This is a genomic window from Kribbella sp. NPDC023855, assembly GCF_040639475.1.
Classification (GTDB): Bacteria; Actinomycetota; Actinomycetes; order Propionibacteriales; family Kribbellaceae; genus Kribbella.
The window spans coordinates 408873-422415 of record NZ_JBFAAA010000002.1 but is presented as its reverse complement, the minus strand read 5'-3'; the positions used below and the strand labels follow the sequence as shown (position 1 = coordinate 422415).

Sequence of the window (13543 nt, the reverse complement as noted above, 5' to 3'; positions counted from 1 at the left end):
GGAGTTCCTGTGCGTGTCAGTGTTGTCGGCCTAGGCAAGATCGGACTGCCGTTGGCGGTCCAGTTCGCGGCCAAGGGTCATCAGGTCATCGGCGTCGACATCAACCCGGCGATGGTCGAACAGGTGAACGCCGGCCAGGAGCCGTTCCCGGGTGAGGCACGCCTGGGCGAGCTGCTCGCCGAGACCGTGGCCGACGGCCGGCTGCGGGCGACCACCGACTACGCCGACGCCATCCCGGGCAGCGACGCGGTCGTCGTGGTCGTGCCCCTGTACGTCGACGAGCAGACCGGCGAGCCCGAGTTCGGCTGGATGGAGAACGCCACCCGCTCACTGGCCGCGCACCTGAGCCCAGGCACCCTGGTCAGCTACGAGACCACCCTGCCGGTCGGCACCACCCGGAACCGGTGGAAGCCGATGCTGGAGGAGATCTCCGGCCTGACCGAGGGCACCGACTTCCACCTGGTGTTCTCGCCGGAGCGGGTGCTCACCGGCCGGATCTTCGCGGACCTGCGCAAGTACCCGAAGCTGGTCGGCGGGCTGTCCGAGGAGGGCGCCAAGCGCGCCACCGAGTTCTACGAAGCCGTGTTGGACTTCGACGAGCGCCCCGACCTGGAGCGCGGCAACGGCGTCTGGGACCTCGGCTCCGCCGAGGCGGCAGAGCTGGCGAAGCTCGCCGAGACCACCTACCGCGACGTCAACATCGGCCTGGCCAACCAGTTCGCCCGGTTCGCCGGGCAGAACGGCATCGACATCCACCAGGTGATCGCGGCCTCGAACTCGCAGCCCTACAGCCATATTCACCGGCCCGGTATCGCGGTCGGCGGCCACTGCATCCCGGTCTACCCGCGGCTGTACCTGTGGACCGACCCGGAGGCCACCGTCGTCCGGGCCGCCCGCGAGGCGAACCTCGCCATGCCGGAGTACACCATCGGTCTGCTCGAGGGCGCGTACGGCGACCTGACCGGCGCGCGCGTCGTCGTACTGGGTGCGTCCTACCGTGGTTCGGTCAAGGAGACCGCCTTCTCCGGTGTCTTCCCGGCCGTCGAGGCGCTCGAGTCCCGTGGTGCCGAGGTGCTCGTGCACGACCCGATGTACTCCGACGAGGAGCTGCAGGGCCTGGGATTCGCGGCGTACCACCTGGGTGATCCGGTCGACGCGGCCGTGCTGCAGGCGGACCACCCGCAGTACAAGCAGCTGACCCCGGCCGAGTTGCCGGGTGTGCAGGTGCTGGTCGACGGGCGCGACGCGACCGATGCGGCTCGCTGGGCGGGTGTCCGTCGGATCGTGATCGGAAGGTCGGTGCGTCAGTGACGCGTTCCCCGGAAGAACTTCGGGTGGTGATGCTGGTCGCGAACGAGGTCACCAACGACAGCCGGGTCCGCAAAGAGGCGGCAGCGCTGGCCGAAGCCGGAGTACAGGTCACTGTGCTCGGGGTCTCGGGGAACGGCAGGCAGTCCCGCGAGATGCTCGACGGCGCGATGGTCGTCCGGGTGGCGGTGCCGTTCACCCTGCGGGAGCAGCGGAAGGCCAGCCGGAAGAGCCGTCGCGACTGGCGTCCGCCGCTGGTCGGGTACCCGAACGAGCAGGCGTACCTGGCTCGCGCCTATCGGGTTCAGGCAGGGCTCAAGGCGCTGAAGGCCGACTCGGGTCACGCGATGCAGGCCAAGAAGGGCGAGCTGGGCTTCAAGCTCGGAGTCGCCACCCGCCTGGTACGCCGGGCCGGATGGCAGGCGGCCCGCCGTGGAGTCCTGCTCCGCAAGGGTCTGGGCAGCGGGCTCGACAAGCCGTTCAAGTCCGCTTGGCGTGCCTGGGACGGCGTGAACCACCGCATCACCTGGCCGGCCCGGTGGCGGCGGGTGCACCCGGAGGCGATCGACCTTGAACTCGCGTTCGGCGATCTGATCGACCAGCTGGAGCCGGACGTCGTCCACGCGCACGACATGCACGTCATCGGTGTGGCCGCACGCGCGGCCGGCCGGGCGAAGCTGCGCGGCAAGGACCTGAAGGTCGTCTACGACGCGCACGAGTACGTGCCCGGTATCGCCCGGTACGGCGCACGCACCCGCAAGTTCATCGCCGCCTGGGCGAACCACGAGCGTGAGTACATCGGTGCCGCCGACCGCGTCGTCACCGTCAGCTCGGCGATCGCCGAACGGTTGGAGAAGGAGCACAAGCTCCCGCTCAAGCCGACCGTCATCCTGAACACGCCGGACATCCCCGAGTCGGTCGAGATCGAGCTGGACATCCGGGCCAAGCTGCGACTGCCCGCAGAGGTTCCGTTGCTGGTCTACAGCGGCGGCATCACCGCAGTACGGGGCATTGAGACCGCGATCAAGGCGCTGCCGAGCATGCCAGGTGTGCACCTGGCGATCGTCGCCGTACCGACTCCGAACCAGCCCGCGGTCGACGTACTGCGCAAGCTCGCGGGCCAGCTCGGCGTCGAGGAACGGATGCACTACCTGCACCCGGTCGCGCCGTCCGAGGTGACCGCGTTCCTGGCGACGGCGGACGCCGGCATCATCCCGATGCTGCGGGCGCCGAACCATGAGATGGCGATGCCGAACAAGCTGTTCGAGTACAGCCTGGGTGGGCTGCCGGTGCTGGTGAGCGACATGGCCAGCATGAAGGAGTTCGTCACCCGGACCGGGATCGGCGAGGTCTTCCAGGCCGCGAACAGTGCCGATCTGGCCGAGAAGGCGAAGCTGCTGCTCAGCCGGACCGACTCGTACCGCGAGCGGCTGGCCGACCCGGCGTTCAAGCAGGAGGCGGCGTGGAGTGGGCAGGCCGAGAGGCTGCGCGCGCTCTACACCGAGATGCTCGGCCGGACGCAGCTCGAGCCGGTCCTGGACGGCAACTCCGAGGCGCCCGGACGGCGACTGCTGGTCGGCCCGGTCAACAGCGCCGGCCAGGGCTATCTCTTGGCCACCGCGCTGGAGCGGGAAGTCCCGACTATCGCTGCCGAGTCGCTGACCACCGGGAGCGGCAAGTACGACTTCAAGGTGCACCGGACCGGGACGGCCACGCAGTACCGCGAGGACTTGCGCTGGCAGCTTTCGCTGGCCGCGTGGGCTCTGCAGAACGTCACCCACGTGCTGTTCGAGGCGGGCCAGCCTATGTTCGGTCAGCAGCCGGGGCAGCTGTGGGACGAGGACGTTCCGATGCTCGACGCGGCCGGTATCAAGCACGGTCTGGTCTTCCACGGGTCCGAGGTGCGCGACCCGGCCCGGCACCGGGCGAAGTACCAGTTCTCGCCCTTCGGTGACCGGTCCGACGAGCTGACTCATCGGTTGCAGGCGGCCAACGACCTGATCAGCGAACACCTCGCGCAGTACGAGGGACCGCGTTTCGTCACCACCCCTGACTTGCTCGAGTACGTCGAGGGGAGCGAGTGGCTGCCGGTCGTCGTGGACGTGGACGAGCTGGCCTCTACGGCGCCAGTGATGGACCGTGAGGTGCCGGTCGTGCTGCACGCACCTGCGGACAGCGCGCTGAAGGGCTCGGCTTTCGTCGACCCGGTGCTGACCGAGCTCGACGCTCGCGGCCTGATCAAGTACGAGCGGGTGCAGGACGTTCCGCATCAGGAGCTGATGGCGAAGGTCAAGGACGCAGACATCGTCGTCGACCAGCTGCTGCTCGGCTCGTACGGCGTCTTCGCCTGCGAGGCGATGGCGGCCGGTCGAGTCACGGTCGGACACGTCGGGGATGACGTCCGCGCCCTGCTGCCGACCGAGCTGCCGATCGTCGAGGCGACGCCGGACGACCTGGGCGAGGTGATCGAGCGGCTGGTCGCGGAGCGCGAGGAAGCCCGCAAGACCGCGGATGCCGGACCGCGGTACGTCCGGGAGCTGCACGACGGCCGCAAGTCCGTCGAGGTTCTCCTTCCGTTCCTGGGTGGCCGCTGATATGCGGATCTTGATGGTTGCGCAGTCCCCGATCGCGGGCGACTCGCGAATCCTGCGCGAGGCCGCGGCGCTGACGGGAGCCGGTCACACGGTTCACGTGGTCGGCCGTGACGTGCCAGAAGGCTTCACCATGGAAGGCGGCGCGACCGTCGAGTCGGTCTCCCGCTCGGCCGGCCTTCGGGGCGGTAGTGGTCCCGCGGTCGGCCATGGGCAGCGTGGCGTCAAAGTGCTCGTGCAGCGGTTCGGCCGCTGGCTGCTGCTACCGGAGCACCGGCTTCGCACCGAGAAGCAATGGCGTACTGCGGCCGCTGCGCGACTGGCGGAGCTGGAGCCCTTCGAGGTGGTGCATGCGCACGACTTCAACACGCTGGAGCTGGCAGCTTCGTTCGCTTCTCAGTGGTCAGCGACTTTGGTTTACGACACTCATGAGCTGTGGTTCGACCGTGCACTGCCTGGCCGGCCGACGCCGTTGTGGCGGGTGCGCGGGCGCAAGTACGAGCTCGGCCTGGCGCGTCAGGCTGCCGTGGTCTTCACGGTCAGCGACGGGATCGCGCAGCGCTTGCGCGAACGCGGACTCCCGGACGTGCGGGTCATCCGCAACACGTTCCCGCGCCCCTCAGTGGCACCCGAACTGCCTCCCTCACCGACCGGACTGCTGTACGCCGGTCGCGTGGGTGCAGGCCGCGACCTACCTGCCGTCGTCGAGGCCGCTCGCCAGCTAGCACCTTTCCCGACGCTGCTGATGGGTTCGGTCGACCCGAACTACCGCCTCGACCTCGGCCCGGTCCAGAAAGTCCCGGAAACCTCGATCGACGGCGTCGACCGGGTCCTGCAGGAGTCAGGCATTTCCCTTGTCACACTGACAAACACCTGCGAAAACCACCGCCTAGCCCTCCCCAACAAACTGTTCCACGCCGTACGCGCCGGAGTACCGGTCGTGGCCGCAGACCTACCTGAGTTGCGGGCCGTCATCACGAAGTACGGGTTGGGCACGCTTTATGAACCTGGCAACGCGGCATCGCTAACTGCGGCGGTGCGCTCCCTAATCGCCGACTACACCAGCTACGTAGCCGGAGTACGAGCCGCCGCCGCCGAACTCAACTGGGAACACGATTCAGAGCTGCTGGTATCGGCGTACTCGACGTTGACCAAGCCGCCCGCCAACGCTTCGAACTGACGCCTCGGAAGGCCCCGGCTGGTGCCGGGGCCTTCTTGCTGTTTAGCGCGAGGCTTCTACGAACTGTTCCATCAGTTTGACTGGGTCCTTCTCGGGCTCGGGCTGGGCCAGGTCGGTGGCCGGGATGCGGGCTTGGGAGGACTCGGGGGCGTTGAGGCTTGCTGTGGCGCCGGTGAGCGGCAGCGTTAGCGACGACTTGGTGGGGTCGAGGGTGATTGTCGCGCCGGTGAACGGGATCGACGGGTTGTCGGGTTCGACGGTCAGGACCAGGCCGAGGCGGTGGCCGGCGGCGAACACGACGTCGTCCGCGTTCAGCTCGAACGTCAGGTCGTACCACTTGCCGGACTGCAGCGACTCCTTCTTCTCCAGCGACCGGTAGTGGCCGACGTCGGCGAGCGTCCGGACCACGACCGCGGTGTTCGAGACGGCCGTGTTGATCTTGGTCTCGGGGTAGCAGCCGGTGTCGAGCGCGTTGCCGTCACCCCAGCACTTGCTGGTGTTCGGGACGTTCGTCACGTTGGTGTAGCGGGTCGCCGTACCGTAGTCGACCAGCCGAGCTTTGATGCCTGCGGCAACCTTGTTGACCTTGACCCGGACCGTCACCTTGCCGGTACCGGAGACGCGCACCGGCTGGGCCAGGTCGTTGCTGACGAACACCGCACGGTCGGATCGCGGCGTCGACGGATCGAGGACGACGGCGTCGACGGACTCCTTGTCCGTCCCGGTGAAGCTGACCGGCTCACTGCTCGGGGCTGCAATGGACAGCCCGCCGGTACCAGATCCCTTGCTCAGGGCAAGCTTCGTGCTCTTCACTCCGACGGCCGGCCAACGCGCCTCGGTGGTGAAGCTGCCGTCCTCACGCTGGATGGTCGCCTGAGGGCTCTTCATCACGTTGTTCTGCAGGCCTTGCAGCCAGTAGTCGAACCACGGGTGCAGCTGCTCGACGTACGTGTCCCGGAAGGTGAACCCGTCCAGGTGCACACCCTGGTGCAGGAAGATTTTCCGCGGTACGCCGTTCTTGACCAGCTCGTCCCACCACTCGCCGAACTGTCGGGTCTTCACGTTCTCGTCGTCGAGGCCGTGTACGACGAACACCGACGCCTTCACCTTGCTCGCGTCGAGACGGTAGTTCCGCGGATCCCACCAGCGGCTGTAGCTGCCGGTCCGGGTGTCCGAGTCCTGCTCGATCTCGCCGGTCAGCTCGACACACCGGGGGCTGGCGTCGTTGCTGACGTAGTCGTGCAGGAAGCCCATGTACTCGTCGTAGAAGGGCACCCCGTGACCGCGGGTGTAGTCGTACCAGCTGGAGATCGCGGCGATCGGGACAATCGTCTCCAGCCCCTTCACGCCGGTACTGGCGACAGAGTTGGCGATCGTGCCGTTCCACGAGCCACCGATCATGCCGGCCTTACCGGTCGACCAGTCGGCCTTCACCGGTGCGCCGGCCGGGGTGTGCGCGGCAACGCGGTTGTTCAGCCAGTCGATGACCGCCTTGGAGCCGCGGACCTCGAAGTCGCCGCCGACGTCACTGCAACCGGTCGACCGGAACGTGCCCGGCATGTCGACGAAGGCGACCGCGTAACCACGCGGTACGAAGTAGTTGTCCAGCCAGCTGCCAAACACCTGCCGGGTGCCATTGGCATCGAAGTACGTCTTCGGATCCCGCGCGTAGTACGGCGAAGCCTGGATGATGACCGGTACGTCGATCCCAGCCTGCGCCGCCTCGCCCGGACGGACAATGTCGACGGTGAGCTGGTCGGTGACGCCATTCGCGTCCGAGTCGATCCCGGGCACATCGACCTGGACGCGCTCGTGGATCGCGTTGTCGTAGTCGTAGGCGGCGACGGTCTGGGTCCCCTGGACGAACGGCTTGGACGCTGCCTCCTGAGCGGCATCAATCGGTGTGGCGGGCCGGGCAGTCGCGGTCAGCGAAGCCGGCGGCACCAGTACGGCAGCCGCAACCAGTGCGACCCCGGCCCGGAACGCGGTTCTCGAACGGTTTCGAGCTCTGCGCATGCGTGTCTCTCCCCTGTAGGCGGTGGGTAAAGGCACCACAGCCCTCCCTCGACAGGGCCGTTGTGGTGGCTGCACCATAGGCAGAACCTGACACCGTTGTCTTCACTAATCCCACGCCCCCGATCACTTTCCGTGGAAAGCACGGGTAATACTTCACGCCGCCGTACTACGCCCACGCGCCCGCCACCTCCGCTCCTACGTCGCTCCGGTTCTGGGCACTCCCACCCCACCCTTGGTTTTAGCGCTCCTGCGTCGCGCGAGGTGCGACGGCCTCACGCTTGCCGGACCCCGGTCTCGGGCAACTCCCACACGTGGCCGCCAATGCACGCCCGTCAGTGGACCAGCCAATGTGCTGATCAGCTGCCAGGCAGCATCTCGACGGCGCTGGGCCGGAGCAAGCGCACTGGCGGGGAAAGGCGAAGCGAGCGGCGGTCCGCGCTCGGGCTTGCGCGATGAAGGTCGGCTATTGGACGCCGGACCTCGTCAGGGCGCCTGCGATCAGCAAGGCCACGGCGCTCTCAACGTCTGCGCTCAAGTCCAGCTGGAGTTGGGCCAGCGCGGGGTCGACCTTGTAGGCGGCGAGTGCGCTGGCGGACGGCCGGCAGTACGCCGACAGCGCGGCCGCCAGGACCAGCGTCATCCGGCACACCGTTTTGGCGTCGTCGCCGAGCTCGGGCACATGGTGGCTGATCATCTCGGCTGCCGTACCGAGCGCGGCTATGGCAGCCCGCTTGTGGTGGACGACAACGTCCACGGACACGTTGTGTTCCAGCACGCCCGCCTGCGCGTTAGCCAGATCGCACAGCACAGTTTGGCGCGCCAAGGACCGGCTGAGAACCGCAGCCAGCTGGTCGCCACGCTCCCTGGCCGAGAGACGGGGATCGACCCCGCCGGCGAGCTCGACCGACAACTCCGCGAGCCACGCCTGGAGGGCACCGGCCAGCAACTCGAGCAGTACCGCCTCGCGGGACTCGAAGTACCGCAGCACGTTCGACTTGGCCAGCCCGACCCTGCGGCTCAGCTCGTTGAGACTCACCTCGGATACCGGCATCTCGTCCAGCATCGCCATCGCCGTGTCGAGGATGGCCTGGCGCCGGATCTCCCGCTGCTCCTCGCTGCGCGCCCGCTGGAACGTCATATCCGGGAGTTTACAGACCAACAGTCTCTTGACAACAGACCTCCGGTCTCTTACGGTCATAACCACAAGAGACCAGCGGTCCGTAAAAGAGGAGCATGACCATGACCGAGAAGTGGACCGAGCGCGACGTCCCCGACCAGAAGGGCCGGGTGGCGGTCGTGACCGGCGCCAACACAGGCCTGGGCTTCGAGACCGCACGGGTCCTCGCAGAACGCGGGGCAACGGTCGTCCTGGCTGTGCGCGACGTCGAGAAGGGCAAGCAGGCCGCCGCCCGCATGTCCGGCTCCGTCAGCGTGCAGGCACTGGACCTGACGTCCCTGGAGTCCGTCCGCGACGCCGCGGCAGAGCTCCACACCAAGCACACCTCGATCGACCTGCTGATCAACAATGCCGGCGTGATGCAGCCGCCGAAGCAGACCACGCGGGACGGGTTCGAGCTCCAGTTCGGCACCAACCACCTCGGACACTTCGCCCTCACGGGCCTGATGCTGGACCTGCTGCTCCCCGTGCCAGGTTCCCGGGTCGTCACCGTCAGCAGCATCGGCCACCGCTGGCGAGGCGCCGCTATCCACTTCGACGACCTGCAGTGGGACCGGTCCTACAGCCGGATGGCGGCGTATGGGCAGTCGAAGCTCGCGAACCTCCTGTTCACCTACGAACTGCAGCGCCGCCTCGCCCCGCACGGCACCACGATCGCCGTCGCCGCACACCCCGGCGTCGCCAACACCGAACTCGTCCGCCACGCTCCCGCAGCCCTGCGCTTCCTCGCACCGATAGTGGGCCCCTTGGTCAGCCAAAACGCCGCTAACGGCGCACTGCCAAGCCTCCGCGCCGCCACCGACCTAGCCGTCCTCGGCGGCCAGTACTACGGCCCTGGCGGACTGGGCGAGTTGCGCGGAAGCCCCCGCGTGGTCTCCTCCAGCCCACAATCCCACGACAAAACCACCCAGCAACGCCTCTGGACCATCTCCGAAGACCTCACCGGCGTGAAATACCCCCAGCCGGACCCAATCGAGCGAATCAAGTAGCCACCGCGCCCAACGCACCACGTCCGGGGCGTTTTCCGGGTACGACGCCCCACGCACCCGCCACCTACGCTCCTGCGTCGCTCCGGTTTTGGGACGCTCCCACCCACCCGTGGCTTTGGCGCTCCTGCGTCGCGCGACTGTGAATCGAAGGCGTGGACTGCCCAAGTGAGCGTCGTGCACGATTGATGTCAGTCGAGTAGGTCTTCCTTGCGCTTACCTACTCGATGCCGCCACGCGGTTGGTGTAGGCGAGATCCAGGCCGTCCTCGCCCGGCTCGTCCATCGCCGGGTCACGCCGCAATCCCGCTTTGAGGGCCACGTTCTGGGAGCCTTGGTTGGCGGGCCGCACGCGCGCGATGATCGTCGCATCCGGGTGGCGCTCCGCAACCCCAGCGACGACGGCGGTTGCAGCTTCTGTCGCATAGCCGCGGCCCCAGACGTCCGGCGCGAATCGGTAAATGAGGTTCAGCACCGGCTGCCCGTGAGCACTCATTGCCTTCACACCGCAGTAGCCGATCACTCGGGGCTGACCTGTTTCGCGGACGCACCAGTATCCGAGACCTCTGTCTCGCCAATGCTGGATCCATCGGTTGACGAGTTCCTGCGCCTCGACAACGTCAGCCAGAAGGTCGGACGGGTTGTGTGCAACGGTGGCGCGGTCGCCCGCGATCGTGAAGATGGCCTCCGCATCCTCGGCCGCCGGAACCGACAGGACCAGCCGGCTGGTGGACAGGGAGGTGGTTTCCACGCCCCCGATTGTCACACGCCCCGTGGCGCGGTCGGACGCGCCCACGCCCTCTAGAGCGACGAGTCGTGGCCGTTGGCGCCACGGGATCCGACCGTTGCGCGCGCGCGGAGGGACCGGCTCCGCCGGGGTGGGGCAGGGCGATGAACGGCTCCGTCAGGTGCGGGGTCGCGAGGTAAAGATTGCTGTCGGCCTGGCTGTGGAGCACTTGCTCCCTTGAGGCCCTTGCCTGCTCAGGATCCACCTCGTGGGCGTAGGTGACCTCGGGGTGGAGCAGCTGTATCGCGTGCACAAGCAGGTCACCGGTGACGGCGACCAGTTCTTGCCCGTACCCGACGAGCACGCTCTGGTGCCCGGGCGTGTGACCTGGAGTGGCAACCACGCGCTCACCGCTGCGCAGCGGGGTGTCGAGCTCGGCTCGTTGCACCAGGTATTCGGCATTCGGGAAGAACGGCCTCTTCTGCTCGCCGGCGAGGACGGCCCAGCCCACGTGATCGGTGTGGAGATGGGTGAGCACCACGGTGTCTACCTCGGGCAGTTCGATGCCCGCCGCGGCCAACGAAGCCGGGAGCGCCCCGGGCACGGGCGCCCACGACGCCGCCGGGCTGTCGGCGGGGCCGATCCCTGCGGCGACCAGCGTTACGCCATGGTCGCTGCGGATCGCGAACGCTCGGAACTGGAGCAGCCAGCGCCCGTCGGCGTCGAGCGCGCCTGGATCGAGCTGGTCTGCCGCCGCCCACTGTTCGGTGGTGGCGCCGGGAAACGCCTCCGACCTGGGGGAGAAAAAGGGGCCTGCGCCGTCGGCGAGCGCGATCACGGTGTCGGGGCCGACCTGAACTGAAGGCGGCCTCGCATGGATGCTGCCACCGGCGCGCGGCCGACGACCAGGCGAGCTGCCTCCGATCTCACTCCCGGTCATGGGCGCTTTCCTGAACTGCACGTCTTGATCTCGTACGTGACTCGGCACCGGGCCCGAGCCCGAGCTCGTCGGCCGATCGCACGTGGCCATTCGCACGCAGGCGCCTCGTGAGGACGTGAACACCTGGCCCCTCGAGGCGGTCCAGCGCGTGGGGTCGATTGGCCAGGACGGATGCGATGGCCCAGCCCGGGCCCTCGACGACCGGACCGGATGCGGGGCCCGTTGACCAGTTGATGTCAGAGGCGACCAGGCGCAGCCCCTTGGCGGTCCGGTGGGCGGGGACGAACGGGTTGGGGTGGTTCACCTCGGTGTTCAGCACGGCGATGAGGGCAGCGCGTTCGATCGCCGGCTCTTGTCCGAGTGGGAGCAGGATGTCGATCTCGTGCAGGACGTGGTCCCCGGTGAGCAGGGCGCTGGGAAAGAGCTTGCCGATTCCCTCCGGCTTGCTCACCAGCAGTTCGTACCTTTTGAGCAACTCGCTAGGAGTCGATGACCGGGCGAGCCTGTGGGTGACGGCATCGTTCGCGCGATCGAAGGAGCCGCGATGCCGAAGGACCTGCCCGATCAGCACCGATGCGGGCACGCTGCAGCCGACGACGAGGTGGGCTAGGACGTCAAGATTGGACCACCCCGCGCACAGGCTCGGCCGGTACCAGTCGCTGTCCAAGAGCTTCTCTGCCTGCGCGAGGAAACGGATGTCGTTGGCGCGCAGCACGTCATGGCTCGACATGGAGGTGCCTCCTCAGGAAGGCCGTCTGGTCGGCGAGTACCGATTCAAGGATCGGCGGGTGGTAGACCTCGAAGTGATCGGCCGCGTAGTGCCTGCGCTCACCGCGTGGCGCACGCTCAGCGACGGTGACGGCATGCTTGGGGCTCATCAGCCCTTCGTTGTCGGAGACACAGACAAGCAACGGTGCTGTCACTCGACGTGCGTGGCGGGTAGCGGTTGTCGACACGAGTCCGAGTGCGCTGGCTGCTGTGACCTCGTTGACGAAAGTCCCTCCCCGCGAGACCGTCGAGTTCCAACCCTCCTGCGCCCCTGGAGCGCCCACGATGGCTCGCTCACCTCGCTCGCCGACGATCTTGACGTAGCGGCGCGACAGCCCAAGGATCCCGCGCAGAGCGTCATCGAGGATCGCAGGAGTCAGCCTGAGGATCGGTGCGAGACCGGAGGTCGCTGCCGCTCCCGGGCCGAAGACGATCGGGCACTGCACCACTGCGGCAGCGAGGTCCTGGCGTTCGGACGCGACTCTGACCACGTGCATTGCACCCAGGCTGGTGCCCCAGAGCGCGACCCGGGCGGCGTCGAGGTCCGGGAGGGCGCGCACGTGATCAAGGGCACCATGCACATCCCGTCGGTGCCGACGCATGGAGACGCGCTGTCGAGGGTCACCTTCGGACTCGCCGAGATGGCGGAAATCGAACGCTAGGACCGCTATCCCTGCCTGGGCGAAACCCTGCTCGTACTGCTCCAGCTTCATCGTGTGGTTGGCCCCTAGTCCGTGCACGAGCACGACCACCGGGTGGGGTCCGCGCCCTGCCGGACGCGTCAACCAGGCGGCACAGCGAGTTCCGTCGACAGCGAAGTCACTGCGCCGAGTGGGATGGTGAGGCATCAATCTCCCTTTCGGTACGTTGTACGTAAACTACGATTGCAGTTTATCGCTGTCAAGGCCGTGGCCGCGACGGTCACGTCTGGCGCGGCCGGTGGGACGATGTCTCGCGAGTCGACCGCTCTACGCATCAGATGGAGGGCCAGTGGGGAGACCCCCGAAGTTCAGCAGGGCCCAAGTTCAAAACGCCGCGCTCGTGCTGGTAGACCAGCACGGGCTCGATGCCCTCACCATGAGAAACGTCGCCGCAGAACTGGGCACCGGGCCAATGACCCTCTACGGCCATGTCCAAGATCGCGCCGACCTCGAAGCACTTGTTGTCGACGCAGTCTTCTCAGAGGTCGAGATTCCCACCCCAGCGCCCGATCCGGCGACGCGGATCGAGGATCTCTGCGTCGCCGCCTGGAAGGTGCTGCGGCGACACCCTCATGCCGCACGGCTCACCCTGACCCGGCGCACCGACGCCCCGTCTGCCCTCCGGTTGGGAGAACTCCTCGCCGTCGAGCTTGGCACGACAACCCTGACAGGTCGTCGGCTTCTGGTTGCTTTCAGGGTCCTCCTGTCACTCATCGTGGGCAGTATCGAGAGCGACCTCGCGCCCGTGGATCCAGGGGACGACGAGCGGCGGGTATCCGTCACCGAGAGCGACTACCCGGCCTTGGCTGCGCTCTCGGCGTCATCCGCACGAACGACTCCAGAGCAGCTGTTCAGGGACACCGTCCGCGCCGGCCTTGTCGGAGTACTGCCGCAGGCATCGCCAGACAACATCTGAGGCTGGATCGTCGCAATCGCGCCTGGTGCGCCCGACCTCCCTCAGACCTGTTCCAGCCCGCCCGTCTTGCTGCCGGACTCGGGTCTCGCTGGCGTGAGGCTGTCGGATCGCGCGACGCAGGAGCGCCAAAACCGAGGGTGGGGTGGGAGCGCCCAGAACCGCAGCGACGCAGGAGCGGAGGTGGCGGGCGCGTGGGTGAGTCCACCGAAGGCGGATCAGCCGGGCGTGAGGTAG

Annotated in this window: 10 protein-coding genes and 1 pseudogene; 5 read left to right on the top strand and 6 right to left on the bottom strand. The window is 67.7% G+C overall.

The window, feature by feature from the left end; all coding sequences use genetic code 11:
• The first annotated feature begins 9 nt into the window (after nucleotides 1-9).
• From AB0F51_RS07680 to AB0F51_RS07670, 3 genes are read left to right on the top strand one after another with little or no spacing between them, the layout of a single operon-like run.
• Nucleotides 10-1311: a nucleotide sugar dehydrogenase gene (locus AB0F51_RS07680; protein WP_360275641.1), complete on the top strand. Its 1302-nt coding sequence runs from the start codon at nucleotides 10-12 to the stop codon at nucleotides 1309-1311.
• Nucleotides 1308-3902 (top strand): glycosyltransferase, encoded by a 2595-nt coding sequence (locus AB0F51_RS07675; RefSeq protein WP_360275639.1) that lies wholly within the window; start codon nucleotides 1308-1310, stop codon nucleotides 3900-3902. Before AB0F51_RS07680 ends, AB0F51_RS07675 begins: the two co-directional genes overlap by 4 nt.
• Before the next feature lies 1 nt (nucleotide 3903).
• Nucleotides 3904-5079, top strand: a complete 1176-nt coding sequence (locus AB0F51_RS07670; RefSeq protein ID WP_360275636.1) for a glycosyltransferase — start codon at nucleotides 3904-3906, stop codon at nucleotides 5077-5079.
• 42 nt (nucleotides 5080-5121) lie between these two features.
• Here AB0F51_RS07670 and AB0F51_RS07665 read toward each other — a convergent pair whose 3' ends face one another.
• Both AB0F51_RS07665 and AB0F51_RS07660 read right to left on the bottom strand, forming a co-directional pair.
• Nucleotides 5122-7095, bottom strand: a complete 1974-nt coding sequence (locus AB0F51_RS07665; protein ID WP_360275634.1) for a CocE/NonD family hydrolase — start codon at nucleotides 7093-7095, stop codon at nucleotides 5122-5124.
• 463 nt (nucleotides 7096-7558) lie between these two features.
• Nucleotides 7559-8233, bottom strand: coding sequence for a TetR family transcriptional regulator (locus AB0F51_RS07660; RefSeq protein ID WP_360275631.1), 675 nt, complete (start codon nucleotides 8231-8233; stop codon nucleotides 7559-7561).
• A gap of 101 nt (nucleotides 8234-8334) precedes the next feature.
• Here AB0F51_RS07660 and AB0F51_RS07655 point away from each other — a divergent pair, with 101 nt between their 5' ends.
• A complete protein-coding gene (locus tag AB0F51_RS07655) occupies nucleotides 8335-9261 on the top strand; it encodes an SDR family NAD(P)-dependent oxidoreductase (RefSeq protein ID WP_360275628.1) in 927 nt (308 codons plus the stop codon).
• A gap of 213 nt (nucleotides 9262-9474) precedes the next feature.
• Here AB0F51_RS07655 and AB0F51_RS07650 read toward each other — a convergent pair whose 3' ends face one another.
• From AB0F51_RS07650 to AB0F51_RS07635, 4 genes and pseudogenes are all read right to left on the bottom strand, one after another.
• On the bottom strand, nucleotides 9475-10008 hold the full coding sequence (locus AB0F51_RS07650; RefSeq protein WP_360275625.1) for a GNAT family N-acetyltransferase: 534 nt from the start codon (nucleotides 10006-10008) through the stop codon (nucleotides 9475-9477).
• 268 nt (nucleotides 10009-10276) lie between these two features.
• Nucleotides 10277-10924 (bottom strand): annotated as a pseudogene (locus AB0F51_RS07645) (MBL fold metallo-hydrolase); the annotation flags it as partial.
• Nucleotides 10911-11654 (bottom strand): maleylpyruvate isomerase family mycothiol-dependent enzyme, encoded by a 744-nt coding sequence (locus AB0F51_RS07640; RefSeq protein ID WP_360275622.1) that lies wholly within the window; start codon nucleotides 11652-11654, stop codon nucleotides 10911-10913. The gene AB0F51_RS07640 and the pseudogene AB0F51_RS07645, both read right to left, overlap by 14 nt.
• Nucleotides 11641-12540 carry an alpha/beta fold hydrolase gene (locus AB0F51_RS07635; RefSeq protein ID WP_360275619.1) on the bottom strand — a complete coding sequence of 300 codons (900 nt, stop codon included), beginning with the start codon at nucleotides 12538-12540 and terminating at the stop codon, nucleotides 11641-11643. The genes AB0F51_RS07640 and AB0F51_RS07635 overlap by 14 nt, the downstream gene beginning before the upstream one ends.
• 142 nt (nucleotides 12541-12682) lie before the next feature.
• Here AB0F51_RS07635 and AB0F51_RS07630 point away from each other — a divergent pair, with 142 nt between their 5' ends.
• On the top strand, nucleotides 12683-13309 hold the full coding sequence (locus AB0F51_RS07630; RefSeq protein WP_360275616.1) for a TetR/AcrR family transcriptional regulator: 627 nt from the start codon (nucleotides 12683-12685) through the stop codon (nucleotides 13307-13309).
• The last annotated feature ends 234 nt before the right edge of the window (nucleotides 13310-13543 follow it).

Bases quoted from the DNA above. Each gene is read 5' to 3' on its own strand.
- AB0F51_RS07670 (WP_360275636.1), top strand. From the start codon at position 3,904: ATGCGGATCTTGATGGTTGCGCAGTCCCCGATCGCGGGCGACTCGCGA.
- AB0F51_RS07665 (WP_360275634.1), bottom strand. From the start codon at position 7,095: ATGCGCAGAGCTCGAAACCGTTCGAGAACCGCGTTCCGGGCCGGGGTC.
- AB0F51_RS07660 (WP_360275631.1), bottom strand. From the start codon at position 8,233: ATGACGTTCCAGCGGGCGCGCAGCGAGGAGCAGCGGGAGATCCGGCGC.
- AB0F51_RS07655 (WP_360275628.1), top strand. From the start codon at position 8,335: ATGACCGAGAAGTGGACCGAGCGCGACGTCCCCGACCAGAAGGGCCGG.
- AB0F51_RS07640 (WP_360275622.1), bottom strand. From the start codon at position 11,654: ATGTCGAGCCATGACGTGCTGCGCGCCAACGACATCCGTTTCCTCGCG.
- AB0F51_RS07635 (WP_360275619.1), bottom strand. From the start codon at position 12,540: ATGCCTCACCATCCCACTCGGCGCAGTGACTTCGCTGTCGACGGAACT.